We start from the raw sequence: 21,212 nt of genomic DNA on the forward strand, positions 1-21,212 counted from the left end.
CATCGTGATGATATTTTTAAATATTCCATTATTCTGTTGAATTAGCAAATATGCAGGCGGATTGTTTTGCAATGCCTAAGCATTATGATTAGTTTCATGTATCCCAATGACATGGAAACGCAAGCATATCAAGCAAATCATGGGGCAATATGCTCTCGATTCGATAAATACCAGTCTTTCATGGGGCGCGGTCTGGCATACGTGGCTATCCATTTCATTGGCCTCTTGGAATTACGTTTGGCCAAGGCCGGGCTGAAGCTCTCCGCGGCCACGACAATGCAGCAGATGCGCGCACTCCATTCATGTCTTTGTTGGAATGCCGGCGCACGAAAGGCGATCCGTAAGCTTGAGGAGCCAAACGAAGCCCAGGCCCAAATAATGAAGGCCATGGGATACGAAGTGAACAGTGGGGTCTTACAGAAGTTGCAAAGTTAACACACCGGAATTGCATGCGATTTCCGGAAAAATACTGTGCAATCTGCTAAACTCCTGTCAAGGATCGAGCCGTGCTTCTCGGGCTACGTTATGCCACCGTCAGCAGAATCATCAAAAAAAGAAGATAAGATAAAAAAACAAGACCTGACCCTAAGTGGTTCATGATTCGCATGCAAAGCAAAAGTGACGCTTTGGAACGATCCGGTCCCGCGTTTGTTGCCGCCCGAAAATATGTTTCTATCCCGGCGGATTGTCGGCGTTTTTCACTCAGTTCCCTTTTTCAGCAAAAAGCACAATTCATCGTTGGACAGGGCGGAGAAGGCCGGGGGCCCGGCTTGCTGGCAAGCGCCTCTCCGGTCAATGCCGCTGCGCCGACTCCGTGAAGCTCGCCGGACTCCTTCAGGAGGTGAGGACGTCTCCTCGTCAGGACGATGAGAGGACCGTCGTCGATCCACCAGAAGGCGTCTTTCGGTCGCTTGCCGCCTCTCGAGCCCGCTTCTCCTGTCCCGTTGCTGCCTTCTTTCGTTTTCGGGCATACGTCTGTCCTCATATTCCCGGGGCTTGTGCCGCGATGACATGTTGATGCGCTTTTATCCCGTGGGTTGACTTTTCCGGCGACACGGTCCTCCCTAACACTGGGACCGTAATATATGTTGCATAAAATGGACCATTAAGGGGACTTGTCGGGCGATTGGCGCTCTGGACCTTTCATCCGTTCGAATCAACGTCGAAAAGAGTGTTCAAGCCGCCATCCTCCGGTGCTGTCGCGGCCTCGTCGACGCGGAATGCACCCTCCATGTTCTCAGCCTGTTTGATTTTTCTGTTTCGGTAGTCTCCTGCGCTCAGGCGCGGAGTCACTCATGTCGCAGGGCGTCGATGGGGTTGAGGCCCGCTGCCCGGCGTGCCGGGAAGAAGCCGAAGATCACCCCGATGGCCGCGGAGAACAGGAAGGACACCAGGTTGATGACGGGATCGAAAATATAGGGAACGCCCATCAGGCCGGCCAGGAAGAGAGACGCTCCGGTTGCCAGGGTTATGCCGACCAATCCGCCGAGACTGGACAGGACTACCGCCTCGATCAGAAACTGGAGCAGCACTTCCCGTTCCAGCGCGCCGATGGCCAGGCGAATGCCGATCTCCCGGGTCCGTTCCGTGACCGAAACCAGCATTATGTTCATGATCCCGATGCCGCCCACCAGCAGGCTGACCGCGGCCACCGCGCCGAGCAGCATGGTCAGGATTTTCGTGGTGCTGGTCAGGGTTTCGGCGATCTGCCGGGTGTCCATCACCTGGAAGTCATTGTCTTCGTTTGCGCCGATGTTGCGTCGTTCGCGCAAAAGAAGCGTGATTTGCTGTTTCACCGCATCGATGGAAGACGCCCCGCGCACGGAAATCGTCAGCCTGTTGATATCCTGGCTGCCCACGAGGCGACGCTGCACGGTGCGCAAGGGCATGACCACTGTGTCGTCCTGGTCCTGGCCCATGGCCGATTGGCCCTTGGATTTGAGCAGGCCGATCACCTCGCAGGAAAACTGTTTGACGCGGATCACGCCGCCCACGGGATTTTGCCGACCGAATAATTTTTCGCGCACGGTCTCGCCGAGCACGCAGACCGCCTTGCCCGCCCGCTCCTCGGCTTCGCTGAACACGCGACCCGCGGTCACCTCCCAGTTCCCCGCCGGGAAATATTCGCTGGTGCTGCCCGTGATGGAGGTGGACCAGTTATTGGCCTGATTGACCACGGTTGCCGAAGTGCCGACGATGGGCGCGACCCGTTCGGCTCCGGATATCTGATTGCGCACGGCGTCCACGTCGGCGCTTTTGAAGTTGGGCGCTCCTCCGGATCCCGGGCCCAAGCGTTGCCCCGGGACCACCATCAGCAGGTTGCTGCCCATGCTGGAAATCTGGTCGGACACGGACTGTGTGGCGCCATTGCCCAGGGTGACCATGGTGATCACCGCGGCCACGCCGATGACAATGCCCAGAATGGTCAAAAACGAGCGCATCAGGTTGCGCCGGATGGATCGCAGCGCAAGCAGCAGCGTATTCCAAAGCATCAGGCCCCCCCCTCGTCGAGACTGTCGCGTTGCACCCGTCCGTCCACGAAACGGATAATGCGCTTCGCATACTTGGCCATGTCCGGCTCGTGGGTGACCATGAGCACGGTGATGCCCTGCTCTTGATTGAAGGCGCTGATCAGCTCCATGATTTCCTGGCTGGTGTGGGTATCAAGATTTCCGGTGGGCTCGTCGGCCAAAAGCACGGCCGGAGAGGTGACAATGGCCCGGGCAATGGCCACCCGCTGTTGCTGCCCGCCGGAGAGTTCGGCCGGGGTGTGCTCCTCCCTGTCTCCAAGTCCGACCTGTTGCAGGGCGGCGCGTGCGGCGGCATGGCGCATGGCGGACGGCTCGCCGCGATAGATCAGCGGCAGCTCGACGTTTTCCAAAGCGGTTGTGCGAGCCAACAGGTTGAAGCCTTGGAACACGAAACCGAAAAAATTCCGCCGCAACAGGGTGCGTTGGTTGCGCGACAACTGCTCCACGGGCACGCCCTGGAACAGGTAGCTGCCGCTGGTGGGCATATCCAGACAGCCGAGAATGTTCATGGTGGTGGATTTTCCGGAACCGCTGGAACCCATGACGGCCACGAAGTCACCGGCGTCAATGCTCAGGTCGATGCCTTTCAGGGCCTGGAACGCGGCCTGTCCGCGGCCATAGGTCTTGGTGATCCCGGATAGCCGGATCAGCGCGGAGTCACTCATCATGATCCTTCCAGGCCCTCGGTGATCACCTGCATGCCGGCCTGGAGTTCTCCGCCGGTGATCTCGGTCATTCGTCCGTTGCTGACCCCGGTTTGCACCGCGACGGCCGAGATCTCTCCGTCCCGCGACACCCACACCCGCGGTGCACCGTTGACGGCGGCCTGAACCTGTCGACTCTGCCCGGGAGGCCTTGGCATCAAGGCGCTGACGACGCCCCCGGTGGACCTTTGCGGCCCCGTGTCAGGAGCGGACGGGGTGAAACGCAGCGCCGCATTGGGCACCAGCAAGGCATTTTCGCGCGTCACGGTGGTGATCTCGGCCGTGCCGGTCATGCCGGGGCGCAAGGAGTGATCCTGATTGTCCACCGCGAGCACGGTCAGATAGGAAACCACGTTGTCCTTTTCCTGGGAGCCGTAGCTGACCCTGGTGATGGTCGCGGTGTATTTCCGGCCGGGCCAGGCATCCACGGTGAACGTCGCGTTCTGGCCCGCATGCACCTGGCCGACGTCAGCCTCGTCCACATCCACCTGCAGTTCCATTTTCGAAAGATCCTCAGCCAGGGTAAACAGTACCGGTGCCTGAAAAGAGGCGGCCACGGTCTGCCCCGGTTCCACCTCCCGCGTCAGGACCACGCCCTGGATGGGCGAGCGGATGCTGGCCTTGTCCAGATCGGTTTCGTCCGACTGCAGATTGGCTTTGGCCTGGGTGACGCTGGCGCGGGCACTGACCAGAGCGGCCTCGGACCGCTTCAGGTCGGCCTCGGCGCCATCCATTTCAGTGTTGGAGGGTACCTTGCCGCCGGACAGTTCGGCCACTTGCCGATACCGCTCCAGCGTGATCCGCGCTTCGTCCGCCGTGGCCCTGGCCTGGAGCACCTGGGCTTCGGCCACGGCCAGGTTGGCCTTGGCCCTGGCCACCGTGTCCCGCAGCTTGGCCGGATCGAGCCGGGCCAGGACCTGTCCGGCGCTCACCTGGTCGTTCACATCCACGAAGACCTGATCAACGATGCCGGAAAGTTCGCTGCCCACCTCCACCTTATTTGTCGGCCGCAGGTTGCCGGTGGCCGAAACAGTGACCACCAGCGTGCCGATTTCCGCCGGTGCAGAGGCGTAACGCGCTCCGGTGGGTTCCTCGCCGGTGCGCAAGACGAGCAAGCCCGCGCCGACAACGATTGTCAGCGCCATGCCCAGCCACAGCCAGCGGCGCTGACGTCGCCCCTTGGACTGGGAATCCAGGAGTTGGTGCAGGGATTTTTCCTGTTGGAGCGCGGAAGTTTGGGATGGATTCATGAGTTCTCCTTGCCGGAAGAAGGGGCTCCGGCCTGCGGCGACCAACCGCCGCCCAAGGCTTTGTATAAACGGATGAGCGCCAGAACGCCGTCGGCCTGGGTGCTGGCCAGACCGTCCTCAACGGACAGGACGGTCCGTTCCGTGTCCAGAACGGATTGAAAATCAATCAACCCGGCACCGTAGCGATGCCGGGCCAGCAGTGCCGCGGTGCGCACGGCGTCCGCGGCACTGCTCAAGGCCTCGCGGCGCTCTTGGTTGCGGACGATGGCCACCAGTGCGTTTTCCACGTCCTGCAGCGCGCTGAGTACTGTTTTTTCGTATTCGACAAGGGCCTGTTCGCGTTTGGCGTCCTGGATCTCCACTTGGGCGCGCAGGCGTCCGGCGTCAAAAACCGGGGCCGTGATTCCGGCCAGCAGTGACCAGGTTGACGCGCCGGTGTTGCCAAGCCCGCCCCAGGTCAACGCTTCCAGGCCGATGGAGCCCGAAAGCCTGAAGGAAGGGTAGCGGGCCGCTTCAGCCTCGCCAACGCGGGCGGTTTGCGCGGCCAGTGCCCGCTCGGCCGCCAGGACATCGGGGCGTTGGCGCAAGGTGTCCGCCGGAATGCCCACGGCCACCTGGTCGGGCAGGGCTGGCAAGGCTCCAGCTTCGGCAAGCCGCGGATGCAGGGTCCCCGGTGGTTTACCCAAAAGGATGTCCAGCCGATGTTCCGCCTCGGCCAGATTAGCGGCAAGAACCGGGATCTGCGCCCGGGTCTGTTCCATGTTGCCCCGGGCCTGCTCCGCGTCCTGGCTGCTGGCCAGACCGGCCTGGACACGCCACTCGGTGAGCCGCAGGGTTTCGGACTGGCTGGCGAGATTGTCGCGGGCTATGCCCAGCCGAATCCCCAAGGCGCGTGTTTCGACGTAGTTCAGCGCCACCTCGGCCGCCAGGGAGACGCGAACCGCCCGCAGACTTGCCTGGGATGACTCCAGATCGGCCTCGGCGGCCTCGATGCCCCGGCGGACGCCGCCGAACACGTCCAGCTCCCAGCCCGCGTCAAAACCCGCGCTGTACAGTTCGCGCGTGGACCCGCCGCCGGTCTTTTCACTGGACTGCCCGCGGCTGGCCGCGCCGGACGCGGTCACGCTTGGAAAACCCTCAGCCGCTGCCACGCCGCGGCGGGCGCGCGCTTCCCGCAATCCGGCCCGCGCGCTCCGCAGGTCCGGGCCGGCTTGCAAGGCTTCCTCCACCAGCTCGGACAGCAGTGGATCGCCGAAGCCGTGCCACCATCGGCTGAGGTCGTCGACCGCCGCGGCGTGCGTCGCCGGGTCGACCGACGTGTCCAGCCGGTTCCACTCAGCCGGGACATTCAGCTCCGGCGGCGTGTACCCCGGTCCGACCGTGACACAGGCCGTCATTGTGACCGCAACGAGCAGGATCAGCGACTGTAAAGCGAAAGCAGCTTGCATCAGGAACGACTCCCGGACTTTCGAGGCTGGTCGCGCACGACCTGAATACCCGCCAAGGCGAAGAGCACGACATGGTCGGCAAAGGCGTCCAGGTCGTCGATGACCAGCGGCGGCCCGACTTTTTTCGTCCGCTGTCGTATCCGCTGGATGAGCATGGGGTGCAGGCACATGCTCAGGATGCAGATTTCACAATGTACCACGTGCTGTTCGTCGACCTCCGGCCCGAGCAGTTCCCGCACCACGGTCAGGGTCTTTTCGCGTAGCGGGATCAACGCGGATTTCATGACTTCTTCCAAGAGCCCGGTGGGGTTGATCAACTCCATCTGGGAAATGACGAACTCCCTGTTCTCCGGATCAGCGACACGCCTCATCAATGCCGTGATCTGGCCGCGCAGCCGTTGCTCGGCTGGCGCGTCCGGGGGAATGCCGCCGTCCTGGGGGTGCGCCTGGATGGATTCGGCGAAGGACTGCCTCCAGGTTTCCCGGTACAAGGCCTCCTTGTTGCCGAAGTGGTAATTCACCGCGGCGATATTGGCGCCTGCCCGCCTGCATATTTCCGCGACGGTGGCATCCCTGAACCCCTTTTTCCCGAAGACGTCGCTCGCCGCGGCAAGCAATTTTTCCTTGGCAACAATTGATTTTTTACTAGTCACCGTCCCCTCCTGTTTTGAATCCAGCTTTTGAAATTAATATTTCAAATATATTTTTGAAAATGTCAAGGGTAAAATCTTGCAGTTCCGGGACGGTTGTCGGCCGTGTATTGCCGTGCTAACGCCTGGATAAAATTTTCTATATATTGTGATGGTTAGAGATGTGTTAGTCTGCACGCATTGTCCGTGTTCCAGACGCTGGAGTTGGTCGAACCGCTATGGACGGCCCTGCTGAAGAGCGCCAAGGCCGTCGCCGGGTGCATACCATTGCCCGGAACACCTCGGTTCCTTATCTTCAGGAAGCTGGGCTTCGCCACAGTGCCCGGCACGGCCCTGCGTCATCCTTTGTTTGACTAGCACAACTGCAGCTATTCCGAGCGGGAACCCAGTCCGGAGTTCAGGAAATACTCCAAGCCCTGACGCCATGTCCGCCGACCGCATCTCGAAACTCCTCGACTGCAATACTGGCCGCCGCGACCCTTTAATTTGAGGTTGGTCCGCAAATTTTGAGTATGGAACTCATATTGGTCACAGTAATCACGCTGAGCACAACTTCCCGGTCCGCAAGGCCACCTTCCGATTTAACCACGAGCTGATTATTGCAGCGATCAGTTGACGTCACGGCGACGTCAGGCCCATACTTGAAGGATGGACACGCGAACGCACGGCGGAAACATTTGGCGGCTGGCCCGGAAGCTGGGGTGCGGGGCACGGGAGATTCTGGATTTTTCGGCCAGCATCAACCCCTTCGGACCGCCTTCCTGGCTCGACGCGGTCACTGGGGACGCGGTTTCGGATTTGCGGCATTATCCTGACCCGGACTGCTCCGAGCTGTTGGAGGCCGCTTCCCGGCACTACGGTATGTCCGAAGACGAGTTGACGGCGGACAACGGCACGGCGGAAATTCTGCACCGCTTGCCGCCCCTGTTGGTCGGAGACTCCGGGCCGGGTCGGGCCGTCATTCCCGTACCGGCCTACGCCGACTACGCCGCGGTCTGCGCGGTCCACGGGCTGGAGGTGGACCATCTCCCCCTGGAGCCGCGTGACGATTTCGCGCTAAACTGGGACCGGCTTCATGACAGCCTCCGGGAGAAACCACACTGGCCGACCCTGGTCTTTCTCGGCCAGCCCAACAACCCCACCGGGCGGACCTTCCAGCCCGACCGCCTGCGGGCCCTGGCCGCGGAGCATCCCGGATGCTGGTTCATCGTGGACGAGGCTTTCGCCGATTTCGTGCCCGGCCTGGATCGGCTGCTCCGTCAGCGTCCGCCCAACGTGATCGTCCTGCTCTCCCTGACCAAATTTTATGCCCTGCCAGGGCTGCGCATCGGGCTGGCGGCCATGGATTCCGCTCTGGCAACGCGCTACCGGAAGCGCTCCCCGGACTGGTCCGTGAACACTCTGGCCCAGATCGCGGGAGCGCGGTGCCTTCAGGACGCCGAATTTCAGCGGGAGAGCCGGGAACGCACGGTCCTGGAGCGGGACCGGTTCGCCGCGGCCCTGGCCGGGATGGCGGGCCTGCGGGTCTTTCCCTCGGAGGCCAATTTCCTGCTGTGTCGCGGTCTCGGTCCGGAATTCGACGCCGATCGGCTGGCCGGGAAGCTGCTTGGTCAACGGATCGCCATTCGAGCCTGCGCGAACTTTCCGGGCCTGGACAGCTCGTATTTCCGACTGGCCGTGCGTCGGCCCGAGGAGAATGATCTCCTGCTGGACGCCCTGGGCGAAGCGCTGGAGCCCGCCGGTCGGCTCCACTCCCCGGCCCGGCCCCGCTCGCGGCCCCGCAAGCGGGCCACCCCGGCCCTGATGTTCCAGGGCACCTGCTCAAATGCCGGGAAAAGCCTGCTCACCGCGGCTCTGTGCCGGATTCTGCGCCAGGACGGGTTTTCCCCGGCTCCGTTCAAGGCCCAGAACATGGCCCTGAATTCCGGGGTCACTCCGGATGGCGGGGAAATCGGCCGGGCCCAGATCCTCCAGGCCCAGGCCTGCGGCCTGGAGCCGGACCGGCGGATGAATCCGATTCTGCTCAAGCCCAACTCCGAAACCGGCTCCCAGGTCATTGTCCTGGGCGAACCGCGGGGCAACATGACCGTGGGGGCCTACATCCGGGCCAAGGAAGATCTGCGGGGCCTGGTTCACGACGCCTACGACAGGCTGGCCGCGGAGCACGACGTAATGGTCCTGGAGGGGGCCGGCAGTCCGGCGGAGATCAATCTCAGGCATCATGACCTTGTGAACATGACCATGGCCCGCCACGCCCAGGCCGCGGTCTATCTGGTGGGCGACATCGACCGGGGCGGCGTGTTCGCGGCCCTGAGCGGGACCATGGACATGCTGGAGAAATGGGAGCGGGACCTGGTCCGCGGACTGGTGATCAACAAATTTCGCGGCCAGCGCTCCCTGCTGGACCCGGCCTTGGACTGGGTTGCTCGGCGCACGGCCCGGCCCGTGCTGGGGGTGGTTCCCTATCTGGCCGACCTGGGGCTGCCTGAGGAAGACTCCGTGAACTTCAAGCAGGGCGCCCTGTTTCGCCCGGACCGGACGCGAGAGGCGGACGGCCCGGCCCAGGGTGTGGCCTTGGACGTGGCTTGTCTGGACTTGCCGCACATCTCCAACTTCACGGACCTGGACCCCCTGGCCGCTGAGCCGGACGTGGCCGTGCGCCTGGTCCGCCATGCCGGGGAACTTGGCGAGCCGGATCTGCTGATCCTGCCTGGAAGCAAGAACGTGATGGCGGACATGGATTTTGTCCGTCGGCGGGGCCTAGCCGAGGCCGTGATCAGGCTGGCCGAGACCGGCGCGACGCATATCCTGGGCATTTGCGGCGGATACCAGATGCTCGGCATGCGGATCGAGGACCCTCACGGCCTGGAGTCCGCGACCCGGGCGTCCATCCCCGGCCTGGGGTTGCTTGCGTTGACCACCCGTCTGGAGCCGGACAAGACGTTGCGCCGGACCGTGGCCGGGCATCCCGCCTCCGGGCTGGAGGTCGCGGGGTATGAAATCCATCATGGACAATCCGTTCCGGAGCCCGGGTGCGACGACTTGGTCGTTGCCTTGAAGACGGCGGAAGGCCGGGTCATCGGCCTGGGGCTGCGCGACAAGCCCGTCTGGGGCTCGTATCTGCACGGCATCTTCGACGACGCGCCGTTTCGGCGCTGGCTGACGGGCACGATCCTGGCCGTCAAGGGCCGATCGCCACTGAGCGCCGTCGGAGTATGGGACATGGAAGCGGCCCTGGACCGCCTGGCGGACCATGTTCGTCGGCACCTGGATATTGCGAGGATTTACGACAATCTTGGTGGCCAAACCCTGGAGGTGCGCTGACATGGAGGAGAATCTTTTACTGGCCTTTGCCCTGACCACCTTTGCCGGGCTGTCCACCGGGTTCGGCAGTTTCTTGGCCTTTTTCGTCAAACGGGAGAACAAGCTCTTTCTGGCCACGGCCCTGGGCTTTTCCGCCGGGGTGATGATCTACATCTCCTTCGTGGAAATGCTTCCGGAGTCCATGGAACTGTTGGAACCGGTTTACGGCGAGCACGGGGCGGCCTGGCTGATGACCGCGGGGTTCTTCGCCGGGATTTTCTTCATCGGGATCATCGACCGTCTGGTCCCGGAATACGAAAATCCGCACCATGTCCGCTCCGCGGATGAAATCACCTCCCCGCCGGACCGCTCCAAGCAGAAGCTGCACCGGATGGGAATTTTCACGGCCCTGGCCATTGCCATCCACAATTTTCCCGAAGGCATGGTCACGTTTTTCGCCACCCTGCACGATCCGGCCCTGGGAGTGGCCATTGCCGTGGCCGTGGCCCTGCACAACATCCCCGAAGGCATCGCAGTGGCCGTGCCCATCTACTATGCCACGGGCAGCCGGATGAAGGCCTTCTGGCTCTCCCTGCTCTCCGGGCTGGCCGAGCCGCTGGGCGCGGTGATCGGCTATCTGATCCTGCGTCCGTTCTTCTCGGACACCGTGTTCGGGCTGATATTCGCCGGGGTGGCCGGGATCATGGTCTTTATCTCCATCGACGAGTTGTTCCCGGCGGCCAAGGAATACGACCAGGGCCACGCCCCGGTGTACGCCCTGATCGTCGGCATGGGGGTGATGGCGTTAAGCTTGCTGTTGCTGATGTGAGATTGGCGGGAGGTTGGCGGAAAGGTGACGCATGGGTGATACGAGGTGAGCTGGGTGTTGAAAAAGGACATTGTCGACAGTCCGGTCAAATACTACGACATGAATCTGACAAAAGCCGGCCTGGTGCTGGAAGGCGGAGGGCTGCGCGGGGTGTTTACGTCCGGGGTGCTGCGGCGGTTTATGGACGAGGGGCTGTGGTTCGCCTCGGTGTACGGGGTGTCCATGGGCGCGTGCAACGGGGCCAATTATGTGGCCCTCCAGCCGGAGCGCAACCGGATGGTGAACATCGGTTTCGTGCGGGACCGACGCTATCTGAGCTGGATGCGGCTGCTGCGCGGCGGGGAGTTGTTCGGCATGGAGTTCATTTTTCAGGTTATCCCGCGGCGGATTATTCCCTTTGACTACGCGGCGTTCCGGGACAGTCCGGTGAAATTCCGGGTCGTCCTGACCGACTGCGAGCGGGGCGAGGCGGTCTGGCTGGAAAAGGGCGAGTTCGCCCGGAACGACGATTCCGTGGACGACGTGTTCCGGGCCACGGCCAGCCTGCCGGTGATCTCGACCCCGGTGCGCTTTCAGGAGCGCATGGTCATGGACGGCGGCATCGCTGACCCGATCCCTGTCCGCGCCTGCGTGCAGCAGGGCGACGCCAAGCGCGTGATCGTGCTCACCCAGCCGGACGGGTACGTCAAGAAGCCGAGCAAAAGCGGATGGGCCTGCAGATGGCGGCATCCCGAGCTGACGGGCATGCACCGGCTTTTGGCCCGCCGCCATGAGGTCTACAACCAGACTTTGGCCGAGATCCGGGACATGGAGGCTCGGGGCGCGGCCTTTGTCATCCGCCCGGAAACAACCATGGACGTTGGTCGGGTTTGTCGGGACCCCAAGAAGCTCTACGGTCTCTACGACCACGGCTACTTTGCGGCCCAGGGCAGCATGGACGCCTTGCGGGCGTATCTGGCGGGCTGAGGAAGGGCCGACCCTCACGTTTCTTTCCACTCATCAGCCCAAAGGATGAATGCAATTGCTGCATATCTACATTGATGCCGACTCATGTCCGGTCAAGCAGGAAGTTTATCGCGTCGCGAGCCGGTACCGGCTTGACGTGACGCTGGTGGCCAATTCGCGGATGCACGTACCCAGTGACCAGCGGGTAGCGCTCATGGTGGTGAAGGGCGGTTTTGACGCGGCTGATGATTGGATTGTCGAGCACGTCGACACCCACGACATCGTCGTTACCGCCGACATTCTGCTGGCCGACCGTTGCCTGAAAAAGGGCGCGCTCGTCGTCGGCCCAACCGGAAAACCCTTTACCGCCGAAAGCATCGGCTCAGCCGTCGCAGTCCGGGGCCTGATGGCGGAACTTCGCAGCTCAGGGGAGATGACCGGAGGGCCTGCGCCGCTCAAAAAGCAGGATCGCTCCCGTTTCCTGCATCAACTCGATGAGATGATCCAATCGATCCACCGCGCGCACCCGTTGCCGAACGGGTGACATTTCTGTTCGGCCAGTCAGCGCATCCAGAAAAAACGATTCAAGGCCGTTGGGGTAGGCAAAACGTAAAGCTAAAACAACACTTCCGAAGAGATGAACCTAGCGAGCTGAGAGAGATTTTCGACTACCTTCCTTTTATTATTAATATTTATTTCAAAATTGACGGTGCAACCGCTAAATCAAGCTGAGTGTTGAAAAAGTCCTTATCCGGCAGTCCGTTCAAAAATCCCAAGTGCAAGGAGCAAAAAAAGCTATCCGGACACGTCCTGTGTCCGGCCTCTGCGGGCTGTGGCTGCGCTACATTTTTGATTTGCCGTCCTGGCAATCGAATCAAGATCGAAGCGTAGTAATTCATATGTGAGAGTTTGAACTTTTTGCGGTGACGCAGAAATTGGGAGTTTTTCAACGGACTGCTAGGTGCTCCACTCTTTGCGCACTCGGGAAATATCCCAGCCTTTTGGGATTTCCTCCTGCTAGTAATGAGCGATTTCCCTACAGACATGGCTCAGGAATCCAGTACATATTTTCCATCCGGAAACTCTTTTGTTTCCGGATGAAAACTACATAAATGTGACCATGCATCGTATGTGTTGAGTAGCTACGATTGGTTTTTTTAAAGCAGAATGGAAAGATATTTTTCGATACGCGTCACTCTGATCGCTCCTGTTCGCAGCCTGCTGCATTTCCAGCAATATGTTGCGGCATGACGCGATCTCGATCAGAAATCCGAGGAAGGTTTTCCGTTTCTCACTGGTCCACCTTTCAACTCCACTCTTTCAGCCCCCGTTCGAGGAGGTCGGCATGGCGCGCATCGTTATGTTGTTGGCTATGGCGGGATTCCTGGCCGCCACGTTGGTGTTGGCGGCCTGCGGCAGGGAGCAGGCCGTGGATGTCCGCGCGGTCAAGGCCCAGCCCAAGGAATTCGTCGGATCGGACACCTGTCGCAACTGTCACCTGGAACACTACGATTCCTGGAGAATGACCCTGCACAGCCGGATGCTCGTCGACGTGCGGGAAAATCCCCATGCCATCGTGGCGGATATGAACCCCGACCTGATCCGGGCCGACCTGGAAAAGATCAAGGATCGGCTGAAGGTTCCGGTGGAGGATGTTTACATCCCGACCAAGGATGACATCCTGTACACCATCGGCACCCAGTGGAAACAGCGATACATCGTCCAGAAGGACGGCAGGTATTATGTCGCCCCGGTCCAGTACAACATCGCCACCAGGCGCTGGGTCAACTACTACGACGACGCCTGGGACAAGCGGGACTGGCTGGTGCGTTGCGGCGGCTGTCACGCCACGGGCGTGGACCTGGACAACTATACCTTCTCCGAAACCTCCATCGGCTGCGAGGCCTGCCACGGACCGGGCTCGCAACACACGGCGCTGCCCCGCACGGCCCTATTCGAGAAGCGGGAAACCATCGTCAACCCGGCCAAGATGACCGCGGGCATTGCCGTGCAGATCTGCGGCTCGTGTCACACCCGGGGCAACGCCAAGCATGAACAGTACCCCGAAGCCGGCTGGCCCGTGGGCTACACCCCGGGGATGGTTCTGGAGCCGATATATGAAAGCTCCTACGACAAGGCCGACATGCGTCGTCTCTATCCGGATTTCGCCTCCCGTTCTCACCACCAGCAGTACATCGACTGGATGCAATCCGAGCACGCCGTGGCCGGTGTGACCTGCACCTCCTGCCACGCCGTGCACCGTCTGGGCATCGCGCCGACCCGCTTCCAAACCAAGGAAGCCGGTTCCAGCCAGTGCCTGAGCTGCCACACCATGATCAACGCCAATCGGGCCCACTCCATCCACTCCTTCGCCAACTGCCTTGGCTGTCACATGCCGCGCATCGCCAGCACGGCCGAGCCCAACGACATCCGCAGCCACACCTTCAACGCCCGGGCACCCATGGACACCATGGACGATCCGAACCTGCCAAATTCCTGTCAGATTTGCCATTATCACAAGGACGACGACCTGGCCGAGTTGCAGCGCAAGTATGAAATTCTGACCCAGTTGCCCCAGCCCCAAGGGATGATGATTCCCGCGGTAACGTACGACACCTTCACGGAACGTCCCGGCACCGCGCCCGTGGCCAGACCGGAATAGCGCTTGGAGGTGGACTCATAAGCCAAGGGGGATGTCATGTTCATCAAAAAAACGACGCCCCTGCTCTTTATTCTGATGCTGCTCCTGCCCGACCCCGTGTTCGGGCAGGAGGAGATGGCCTCCAGGTACTACCGCTATCGCAGCACGGAAATGAGTACGGGTATCTACGAGGAATACGAGGTCCGACCCCGGTCCATGGGACGGGTCGACGCCAGCGGGGGCGTTCGGGGCCGAGGCATCAGCAGAATAGACGAAGACGAGAGCCGGGCCCTGAACCGGATGTTTCTGAGCGACGCGCACCAGGGGCTGCGGTTTTATGAACAACGCCGATGCGTGTCCTGCCATGTCGAGGAGGCGCGCAACAACCGCCACTATACCCGGCACGGCATCACCTGCCGCCAGTGCCACGGCGAGGAGCCCATCGCCAGCAGCAACCACTTCTTTTCCCGGTTGAACCGCATTCGCCAGCATACCCACGTCTGCGCGAAATGCCACGAAGGTGCCTCCGCCTCCTTTGCCCTGTACAAGGTGCACGAGCCCAATCCGGCCATGATCAGCACCGCGGATGTTCTCCCGCTGCTGTTTTACGCCTTCTGGATCATGATCGCCGTGGCCGTGGGCACCTTTGCCCTGTTCCTGCCGCATACCCTCTTGTGGGGCGTGCGGGAACTGTTCATCAAGAAAGCGAGGTCCGACGATGAGCAGCACTAACGCCAAAGTCCGGATCAAGCGGTTCACCGCGACGCAACGATTGTTTCACTTGGTGCTTATGGTCACCTTCCTGATCCAGTCCGCCACCGGGCTGGCCAGGATGTACCACGAGACGGCCTGGGGGCAGGGTCTCGGAAATATTTTCGGCGGATTCGAGGCCTCCCTGACCGTCCATGTCTACGTGGGCATTTTCATGATCTGCGCGTTCGTGGTTCATGTCCTTTATGCACTGCTCAACATGTTCATCAACCGAACCGGTCTGTTCGGGCCGGATTCCCTGCTGCCCCGAATGGCCGACCTGAGACAGGCCGCTCGGCACGTGGGTTGGATTCTCGGCCTGGCCAAGCATCCGCCGCTGGATCGCTGGGGATACTGGGAAAAATTCGACTATTGGGCCGTTTTTTGGGGCATGGTCATCCTGGGCGGGACCGGCCTGCTCCTGGCCTATCCCCTGGCGTCCAGCAACTACATGCCCGGCTGGGGGCTGAACGTGGCCTTCTGGGTGCACCGCATCGAGGCCATCCTGGCCATGGTCCACATCTTCGTCATCCACTTCTTCATCGCCCATTTGCGGCGCAGCAACTTCCCCATGGACCGGACCATCTTCCAGGGCAGCGCGGACCTGCGCGTCGCCGAACACGAACGTCCGGCCTGGCTGGCCCGGCTGAAGGAATCCGGTCAACTGGACCAGATGATCGTCGGCGAAGTTCCGGTTTTCAAGCGGGCCGTCTTCCTGGTCATCGGCTTCGCCGCCGTGGCCGCCGGCGTGTACATGCTCATCGGCGGGCTGGTTCACGCGCCACTCATTACGTGGTGATCAGTTGATGATGAAAGGCGCAACCGCTGAAGATCACGCCAAAAACGCCTCGTCGCCCGAGGAGCGGCGGGGCGTTTTCACGGCGTAGCAGTCCGTTCAAAACTCCCAATTGCTGCGTCCCCGCAAAATGTTCAAACTCTCACGTATGAATAAATACGCTTCGACCTTGCTCTTTTTTTGCTCCTTGCACTTGGGGTTTTGAACGGACTGCCCGGATAAGGACTTTTTTAACATTCAGGTAGGCATCGGTTCGTCCAGTGCGGGATCGCGGTGCTTCGAAGAGGCGTGGAATGGGCGGACGATTGTGAGTCGAGCGGTTTCTCCGCTTGCGATGTGAAAAGAAATTTATTATATCGCATTTCGATATCGAAATCTGTTTAACGTTCCTCGGTGCAAGGAGAAAAGCGGATGGACATCCTCATCGTCTGCGTGGCGGCCCTGATCGCCTCGGCATTGACCCTGTTTTCCGGCTTCGGCATGGGCACCCTGCTCATGCCGGTCTTCGCCATTTTCTTTCCGGTGCCCTTGGCCGTGGCCCAGACCGCGGTGGTGCATCTGCTGAACAACATCTTCAAGGCCTCGCTGTTTGGCCGCAACGCGGACACGGGCGTGCTGCTGCGCTTCGGCCTGCCTGCCCTGGCGGCCAGCTTTCTCGGAGCCTGGCTGCTGCTCTCCCTGGCCCAGGCCTCCCCGCTGACGACATATACCCTGGCGGGCCGGGAGTTCGAGATCCAGCCCGTGAAGCTGACCATCGCCATGCTCATGGCCATGTTCGCGGCCCTGGAACTGTGGCCCTGGTTCCAGAACCTGGCCTTTGACCGCCGGTACCTGCCCCTGGGCGGCATTCTCAGCGGCTTTTTCGGCGGGCTGTCCGGCCACCAGGGGGCCATGCGCAGCGCCTTCCTGATCAAAAGCGGGCTGACCAAGGAAGCCTTCATCGGCACCGGCGTGATGCTGGCCGTGATCGTGGATCTCTCCCGGATGACCGTCTACGCCGGCCTGCTCAAGTCCGCGGACGTCCTGGGCAACCCGACCACGGTCATCGCCGCGACCCTGGCCGCCTTTGCCGGAACCTTCCTCGGCACGCGGCTGGTCAAGAAGGTTACCATCAAGTTTTTGCAGGTGATCGTTTCGGTGATGCTCTTTCTGGTGGCGCTGGGTCTGGGGACGGGACTGCTGTAAAGAGAAAGACGACACGTTCCATGAACTGGATCGACTTGTCCGCATGCTCGACGCCGGCGTAGCTGGGGTTCATCATGATCACGCAGGCGGTGCCGCTGGCCGTTCTCTTCGGCAAAGTCAGCCGTGTCCGTAACTTCTGGGATGTGGTTGAATCGCACTTTGGGTTGCCGGGTAAAGAGCCAGTGTTGAGTGAGAAAATTTTTTAAAGATCCAAGGCCTTGCTGCTCTTGGCGGCTCGAAGCTGCGTGGTGACTTTCCAGGCCAGCGACCCGGAAGGTCCGCTTTTTCTGAATGTGCGCTTCATATTCCTCTCCTCCCAATCTCCACCATCAGCCTGATTATGAGCAAAGATTCCAGCTGGGCCATTGATATCCATAAACTTTTTTCATGAAGCGACAGCATTGACAATGCTTATATTTAACTTATATCCATAAATCTATGTATTTCATTGATTGGCAAAGTAAAGCGCTGAAACAGCTTGCAAGAATTCCTGACCAGAACACACGGAAAGCACTGAAAGACGCGGTGTCCGGCTTGGCAGAATTTCCCAATACGTCACAGGTGGAAAGGCTGACCAACCACAAGTATGCATACCGTCTCAGGGTCGGGCGGTTTCGGATATTTTTCGATATCGCCGAAACCATCCGGATCATAAGCATTCAGGAGGTCAAAAAACGCGATGATCGAACCTACTAGCATCCAGACCATCTATCAGCAGGGCGTGCCTGCCTTCGTGGTTATCCCTTTCCAGGATTTCGTTCGCGAACACCCCCATGTCGCCAAGGCCCTGGCATGCCAAAAGCCCCGCATTCCCGAGGGCGATGCGATTCCCCACGAGGTTGTTGACCTGCACGTTGAAAAAAACATCCCCCTTGTCCGGGCCTGGCGTGAATATCTCGGGCTGACCCAGAACGAGGTTGCTGCTCGGGCGGGAGTCACCCAGGCTGCCCTGTCCCAGATGGAGAGCGGAGAAAATAAGCTGCGCAAAGCCTCCCGTGAAAAACTGGCCAAGGCCATGGGGTTGAATGTTGAGCAGGTGTTTTGATTAAGCATTTCAGGGTGTTCATCTTTTTTTCCAGGCATTAATCCATGTATGATCAGGTTTGGTCATAGTTTCATAGTCTGGTTGAAGATGTTCAAAACAGCCAGTCACGGCAGCGACCGAAAGCCGATGTATTCTCTCTCAAAGGTCGTTTTTCCACTAAAGGAAAGGGGTCAAAGGAACGGGGTCAAGTATGCTCTTAGCTCGCAACATTTTTTTTCAGCGAATCCACCCTTGTCCGAAGCTCCTTTTCCTCCTTCAGCCTGGACTGGAGCCGGAGCAGGATGCTGCTGACCGTGCTGTAGGTGCGTATTCCTAATGTCTCTGCGATACAATGAAGCGTATTGCCGCGAAGCGACCTGAAGAGCTGGAAAGCGACGTTTCGGGGTTCATTGGTTGTTCTTCGCATTGAAGCGTTGCGTGTAGACGCTCCCAAGATGACGCATGTACCGGGTCAGATTGCCCTCAGACGTATGGACGAGGAATTGATAGTGGTTGAACATGAGGCAAATAGGCCGTGACCCCCATGTGGAACATATCGTTGGTGTCAATGGGAGCGCGTGTACGATGAGCGATGGCTGAAAAAAGGATCAGAGAGTGGACGACGCTATGCTGGCGTAAAGCCGGATCCGCTCCCGCACAACGCTGTGGACTTCCTCGGCGTCCGCTTCCAGCCAGACCAAAGGATTTTTCGCGTCCTCCTGGCCCTGCTGAATCCCCCGGGCCAAGGCACGCAGGATTTCCGTACGCACGTTGATCTTGCGCACTCCCCGGCGCAAAGTTTGGAGCAGCAAATCTTCCGGCAGGCGGCTGGCTCCGTGCAGAACCAGAGGGACGGGCATCCTGACGGCGAGTTTGGCCAGCAGGGAGATGCGTTCGACGTATTCGGAATGAGGGAGCCCCTTGGGGACCGAAAAGGCCAGAAAGTCGACTTCTGTCCGCTCCAGAAAATCCAGCACTGGCGGCATATCCTCGGGTTGAACGAGGAGCGGACTTGGAAACGACCAGTACGCCCCGCCACTGTCACGGCTGCAAAGAACGACAGCAGCAGGATCATGGCAAAAATGATTGCCTTGCCGCGCATGATGATCCTCCTTGTTCTGGGTTGCAGCTCATGTAGCGTGGTCCGCCTTGCTGTTGTCGCATTCAGGATCGGTTCGTCGTTTCCAGTATTTCCCGGACCCGGATCACTAGGTCGGCCAACTGATACGGCTTGGCGATGAAGTCGGCCGCCCCGTCGCTGCGGACTTCGTCGGACAGACTCGCAGCGGCGTAACCGCTGGCAATGAGCACCCGGACACGTGAATCGAGGCGGACCAACTCGCGCAGGCATTGCCGTCCGCCCATTCCGGGCATGCCCAGATCCAAGACGATCAGGTCCACCCCGGCCTTGTTTTCGGCATACAAAGCCAGAGCTTCCTCGCCGCTGGACGCGGTGAGCACGGCATACCCCAGTGATTGCAGCGCTTCCGCGGTCAGTTCCAGGATATCCGCCTCGTCGTCCACGACCAGGATGGTTTCCAGGCCGCCGGATGGTTCCCGGACAGCGGGACCGCGCTGAAAATCCGGCTCCGGCTCATGAACCGCCGCGGTCGTCTGATCAAGGGCCGCGGGCCAATAAATTCTGAAGATCGTGCCCTGGCTCGGCTCGCTGTAGCAGAGCACGCTGCCGCCGTGATTCTTGATGATCCCGTAAACCGTGGCCAACCCTAGTCCGGTGCCCCTGCCCACCTCCTTGGTGGTGAAAAAGGGGTCAAAAATCTGGTCCATGGTTCCCTTGTCCATGCCGCAGCCCGTATCCGTCACGCAAAGCAGCACGTATGGCCCTGGTTCGGCATCCAGGTGCGTCCTGGCGAAATCCGCCGTCAGATCCACGTTTTCGGTCTGGAAGGCCAACCGGCCACCGTCGGGCATGGCGTCCGCGGCATTGGACCCCAGGTTCAGGAGCACCTGCTCGACCTGGACCGGATCCGCCTCAATGGGCCAAAGGTCCGCGGCCAAATGCACTTCGACGTGGATCATCCTGGGAATGGTTCGCTCCAGCATGGCCACGGACTCCGTCACGATCTGGTTCAGGTCGATCCGTTCCCGCTTGACCACGGCCTTGCGACTGAACAGCAGCAGTTGGCGGACAAGCCTGGTCGCCCGCTCAATGGACCGGGACACAGTATTCAGCCGCTTGGCTTCGGGGGAATCCCCGTGCCTGTTCCATTGCAGAAGCTGGATGTTGCCGCTCATGGCCTGCAAAAGGTTGTTGAAATCATGGGCCACCCCGCCGGCCAGCGTGCCCACGGCCTCCATTTTCTGCGCCTGAAGCAGTTGCGCTTGCAGCTTTTCCCGGTCCTCCTCGGCCTGCTTGCGCCGGGAGACGTCCCTCGTCATCACGATGAAGCGGCTCTCCCCGCCGATAAGCGAAAAATTTACATGGAACGCGGCCCAGAAAAGACTCCCGTCCAGCCGTCTAGTCTGTTGCTCGAAGCGCTGTGGTCCTTCGCGCCTGGTCTTGTCCAGCCATTGCCCGACGGCCTCGACTTCCGGATTGCTGAAGGCGGCGAAATCCCTGCCCAGGAAGTCCAGACGCCGCCCGCCGTAGATCGCCACGGCGGAATCGTTGACATCCGATATTTTCCAGCTTTCCGAATCCAGTATGAAAATTGCGTCCGGGCAGGCGTCAAAAATGCTTTTGAGATACGTTTCGCTGCGGGACAGCTTCAAGCCCGCCTCGTCCTTCTGGCGGTCCTTGAGTTCGATCTGCTCCAGCATGTCGTTGATGGAAACCGCGAGGATGGCGATTTCGTCGTCGCCGTGAACGGGAATGCGCTTCTCATAACGTTTTTCCACGGCCACGTTCCGTGCGAAACCGACAATGGAAAAAAGCTTTTTGATGACGAGTCTGTTCAGAAACAATCCGAGGATGCCGATTATGGCCAGGGATATGAAGAGGAAAGAGGCCGCTACGTTGTAAAGATAGGCATTCAACTGGGCGTAAATGTGGCGCTTGGAGTAGTAGACAGGACTTTAACCGCATCGCGCCAAATCCAGCCTTTTCCGCAATAATTTCTGCATGTTAACCTGGCCCTTTGCGTAAGACCCTACTGATATCTCTGCTTTTTTGTCAAAAAAACGTTTAATTTTATA

The 21,212-nt window shown here is 60.3% G+C and carries 20 protein-coding genes; 13 read left to right on the plus strand and 7 right to left on the minus strand.

The annotated features are described in order from the left end of the window. The first annotated feature begins 96 nt into the window (after nt 1–96). Entirely contained in the window at nt 97–435 is a 339-nt protein-coding gene (locus C6366_RS12825) for a hypothetical protein (protein ID WP_107738488.1), read from the plus strand. Nucleotides 436–1,289: 854 nt separating this feature from the next. Here C6366_RS12825 and C6366_RS12830 read toward each other — a convergent pair. From C6366_RS12830 to C6366_RS12850, 5 genes are read right to left on the minus strand one after another with little or no spacing between them, the layout of a single operon-like run. Next, nucleotides 1,290–2,492 (minus strand): ABC transporter permease, encoded by a 1,203-nt coding sequence (locus C6366_RS12830; protein WP_107738490.1) that lies wholly within the window; start codon nt 2,490–2,492, stop codon nt 1,290–1,292. Beyond that, complete coding sequence (locus C6366_RS12835; protein WP_107738492.1) at nt 2,492–3,199, minus strand: ABC transporter ATP-binding protein; 708 nt, start codon at nt 3,197–3,199, stop codon at nt 2,492–2,494. The genes C6366_RS12830 and C6366_RS12835 overlap by 1 nt, the downstream gene beginning before the upstream one ends. Beyond that, nucleotides 3,196–4,485, minus strand: coding sequence for an efflux RND transporter periplasmic adaptor subunit (locus C6366_RS12840; protein ID WP_107738494.1), 1,290 nt, complete (start codon nt 4,483–4,485; stop codon nt 3,196–3,198). The genes C6366_RS12835 and C6366_RS12840 overlap by 4 nt, the downstream gene beginning before the upstream one ends. Continuing rightward, nucleotides 4,482–5,933, minus strand: a complete 1,452-nt coding sequence (locus C6366_RS12845) for an efflux transporter outer membrane subunit (RefSeq protein ID WP_107738496.1) — start codon at nt 5,931–5,933, stop codon at nt 4,482–4,484. The genes C6366_RS12840 and C6366_RS12845 overlap by 4 nt, the downstream gene beginning before the upstream one ends. Next, on the minus strand, nt 5,933–6,586 hold the full coding sequence (locus C6366_RS12850; protein WP_107738499.1) for a CerR family C-terminal domain-containing protein: 654 nt from the start codon (nt 6,584–6,586) through the stop codon (nt 5,933–5,935). The genes C6366_RS12845 and C6366_RS12850 overlap by 1 nt, the downstream gene beginning before the upstream one ends. Nucleotides 6,587–6,769: 183 nt before the next feature. Between C6366_RS12850 and C6366_RS19650 the strand changes: the two genes are divergently transcribed. The 12 genes from C6366_RS19650 to C6366_RS12900 all read left to right on the plus strand — a co-directional run bounded on the left by C6366_RS19650 (nt 6,770) and on the right by C6366_RS12900 (nt 18,077). Continuing rightward, complete coding sequence (locus tag C6366_RS19650; RefSeq protein WP_158269775.1) at nt 6,770–6,940, plus strand: hypothetical protein; 171 nt, start codon at nt 6,770–6,772, stop codon at nt 6,938–6,940. Between the two features lie 291 nt (nt 6,941–7,231). Further along, a complete protein-coding gene (locus C6366_RS12855; protein ID WP_107738501.1) occupies nt 7,232–9,907 on the plus strand; it encodes a cobyric acid synthase in 2,676 nt (891 codons plus the stop codon). Between the two features lies 1 nt (nt 9,908). Then, nucleotides 9,909–10,715 carry a zinc transporter ZupT gene (gene zupT / locus C6366_RS12860; protein ID WP_107738503.1) on the plus strand — a complete coding sequence of 269 codons (807 nt, stop codon included), beginning with the start codon at nt 9,909–9,911 and terminating at the stop codon, nt 10,713–10,715. Between the two features lie 54 nt (nt 10,716–10,769). Continuing rightward, nucleotides 10,770–11,681: a patatin family protein gene (locus C6366_RS12865; protein WP_146164850.1), complete on the plus strand. Its 912-nt coding sequence runs from the start codon at nt 10,770–10,772 to the stop codon at nt 11,679–11,681. Nucleotides 11,682–11,730: 49 nt separating this feature from the next. Further along, nucleotides 11,731–12,204, plus strand: coding sequence for a YaiI/YqxD family protein (locus tag C6366_RS12870; RefSeq protein WP_199221501.1), 474 nt, complete (start codon nt 11,731–11,733; stop codon nt 12,202–12,204). 801 nt (nt 12,205–13,005) lie between these two features. Further along, entirely contained in the window at nt 13,006–14,322 is a 1,317-nt protein-coding gene (locus C6366_RS12875; protein WP_233248499.1) for a multiheme c-type cytochrome, read from the plus strand. A gap of 36 nt (nt 14,323–14,358) precedes the next feature. Continuing rightward, nucleotides 14,359–15,033, plus strand: coding sequence for a hypothetical protein (locus C6366_RS12880; RefSeq protein ID WP_107738507.1), 675 nt, complete (start codon nt 14,359–14,361; stop codon nt 15,031–15,033). Beyond that, nucleotides 15,020–15,850 carry a formate dehydrogenase subunit gamma gene (locus C6366_RS12885; RefSeq protein WP_107738510.1) on the plus strand — a complete coding sequence of 277 codons (831 nt, stop codon included), beginning with the start codon at nt 15,020–15,022 and terminating at the stop codon, nt 15,848–15,850. Before C6366_RS12880 ends, C6366_RS12885 begins: the two co-directional genes overlap by 14 nt. Nucleotides 15,851–16,258: 408 nt before the next feature. Continuing rightward, nucleotides 16,259–17,032, plus strand: coding sequence for a sulfite exporter TauE/SafE family protein (locus C6366_RS12890; protein ID WP_107738512.1), 774 nt, complete (start codon nt 16,259–16,261; stop codon nt 17,030–17,032). A gap of 74 nt (nt 17,033–17,106) precedes the next feature. Beyond that, nucleotides 17,107–17,238 carry a hypothetical protein gene (locus C6366_RS20505; RefSeq protein WP_255412099.1) on the plus strand — a complete coding sequence of 44 codons (132 nt, stop codon included), beginning with the start codon at nt 17,107–17,109 and terminating at the stop codon, nt 17,236–17,238. Between the two features lie 232 nt (nt 17,239–17,470). Then, the gene (locus C6366_RS20725) at nt 17,471–17,728 is read left to right on the plus strand and encodes a type II toxin-antitoxin system RelE/ParE family toxin (RefSeq protein ID WP_107738514.1); all 258 of its coding nucleotides are present in this window, start codon (nt 17,471–17,473) and stop codon (nt 17,726–17,728) included. Next, nucleotides 17,712–18,077, plus strand: a complete 366-nt coding sequence (locus C6366_RS12900) for a helix-turn-helix domain-containing protein (protein WP_107738516.1) — start codon at nt 17,712–17,714, stop codon at nt 18,075–18,077. The genes C6366_RS20725 and C6366_RS12900 overlap by 17 nt, the downstream gene beginning before the upstream one ends. 587 nt (nt 18,078–18,664) lie before the next feature. On the opposite strand, the gene C6366_RS12905 is transcribed toward C6366_RS12900, so the two are convergent. Together C6366_RS12905 and C6366_RS12910 are read right to left on the minus strand one after the other, a co-directional pair. Beyond that, nucleotides 18,665–19,033, minus strand: a complete 369-nt coding sequence (locus tag C6366_RS12905) for a class II fructose-bisphosphate aldolase (RefSeq protein WP_158269776.1) — start codon at nt 19,031–19,033, stop codon at nt 18,665–18,667. A 187-nt stretch (nt 19,034–19,220) separates the two neighbouring features. Continuing rightward, nucleotides 19,221–21,053 (minus strand): response regulator, encoded by a 1,833-nt coding sequence (locus C6366_RS12910; protein ID WP_107738520.1) that lies wholly within the window; start codon nt 21,051–21,053, stop codon nt 19,221–19,223. Nucleotides 21,054–21,212 lie beyond the last annotated feature (159 nt).

Source organism: Desulfonatronum sp. SC1, from assembly GCF_003046795.1.
Lineage (GTDB): Bacteria > Desulfobacterota > Desulfovibrionia > Desulfovibrionales > Desulfonatronaceae > Desulfonatronum.